General features: G+C 61.5%; 1 protein-coding gene. It reads left to right on the forward strand.

Annotated features, from left to right (window positions below; translation table 11 throughout):
* Nucleotides 1-219: 219 nt before the first annotated feature.
* Complete coding sequence (locus D7T59_RS21080; RefSeq protein ID WP_180853535.1) at nucleotides 220-1,134, forward strand: IS110 family RNA-guided transposase; 915 nt, start codon at nucleotides 220-222, stop codon at nucleotides 1,132-1,134.
* Nucleotides 1,135-1,191 lie beyond the last annotated feature (57 nt).

The following is a 1,191-nucleotide window of genomic DNA, read 5'->3' on the forward strand; positions in this document are numbered from 1 at the left end:
GCTGCCAAGCCTTATCTGATCGGAATCTGGCAGCGTAGGTGCCGAGAGCCGGCGTGGGCCGCCGTGTAAGCCTGGATCTCGACGATCGCCATGTAGCTTGGCGCCCACGCCGGAATCTCCCTTGATCCGCCCGAACAGTTGCTGGAGCTGACACTCGCAGTGATAAGACTGGGCAAGCGGGGGAGCTCTCGACCCTTCCAGACTATACGGAGTCCGGTGATGAACGGGATCGGGATTGATGTCAGCAAGCGCCAGCTGGATGTCGGCACGACGGACGGAGAAATCCTGCAGGTCAGCAATAACCTCACCGGGTTTTCTGAATTGGATCTCTGGTTGAGGAAACATCCGGCGAGCCAGATTGTGCTGGAAGCCACCGGTGGCTACGAACAGTCAGTACTGAACTTCCTGCACAACGCCGGTCATCCGGTGGTCCGTGCCAACGCGCTGCGGGCCCGCAGGCTGGCCCAGGGAATGGGTCAGCTGGCCAAGACCGACCGTCTGGATGCCTATGCATTGGCGCAGATGGCGGCCCTGGTGAAACTGCCTCCCTATCAGCCACTGCAGCCTTGGCAGCAGAAAATGCGGGAATTCGTACGGGCACGTCGGCAGACGATGGAAGCCCTGACCATCGCGCGGCAACAGCAGGAAATGGTCGGTGATCGTGAATTGCGCCGGCTACTACAGGCCAACATCACCCGCTTGCAGAGGCTGGTTGAACGTCTGGGAAAGCAAATTGTCGAGCAGGTTGCCCAGCAGCCTCAACTGGCCGTCCTGAAGTCGATGAAGGGCGTTGGCCCGGGCTTGCAGGCGGTACTGGCCAGCTATTTGCCAGAGCTTGGCAGTATCAGCGGCAAGCGCATCGCCAGCTTGGTCGGGGTGGCCCCGATGTCCCACGATAGCGGAACCATGCGTGGCAAACGAAGCATCCATGGCGGCAGGGCCGAGATCCGTCAGGTGCTTTACATGGCCAGTATGTCAGCCATGCGGCATGAACCTCGACTGCGCGATTTCTACCAGTCGCTGCGAGCCCGAGGCAAGGAAGGAAAAGTAGCCATCGTGGCGGTGATGCGGAAGATGCTGGTGATTCTCAACGCCCGGGTGCGCGACGCTCAAGGCGGATCGATCCCCGCCTGAAGCCAGCCTGCGCGCGCTCCAAGAGGCTGCCGGCCAGCGGCCGGCACTACCGTGCCT

The organism is Stenotrophomonas maltophilia (assembly GCF_013464915.1).
Lineage (GTDB): Bacteria > Pseudomonadota > Gammaproteobacteria > Xanthomonadales > Xanthomonadaceae > Stenotrophomonas > Stenotrophomonas maltophilia_AT.

Excerpts from the sequence above, each read along its gene's own strand:
- D7T59_RS21080 (WP_180853535.1), top strand. The coding sequence starts at position 220 with ATGAACGGGATCGGGATTGATGTCAGCAAGCGCCAGCTGGATGTCGGC.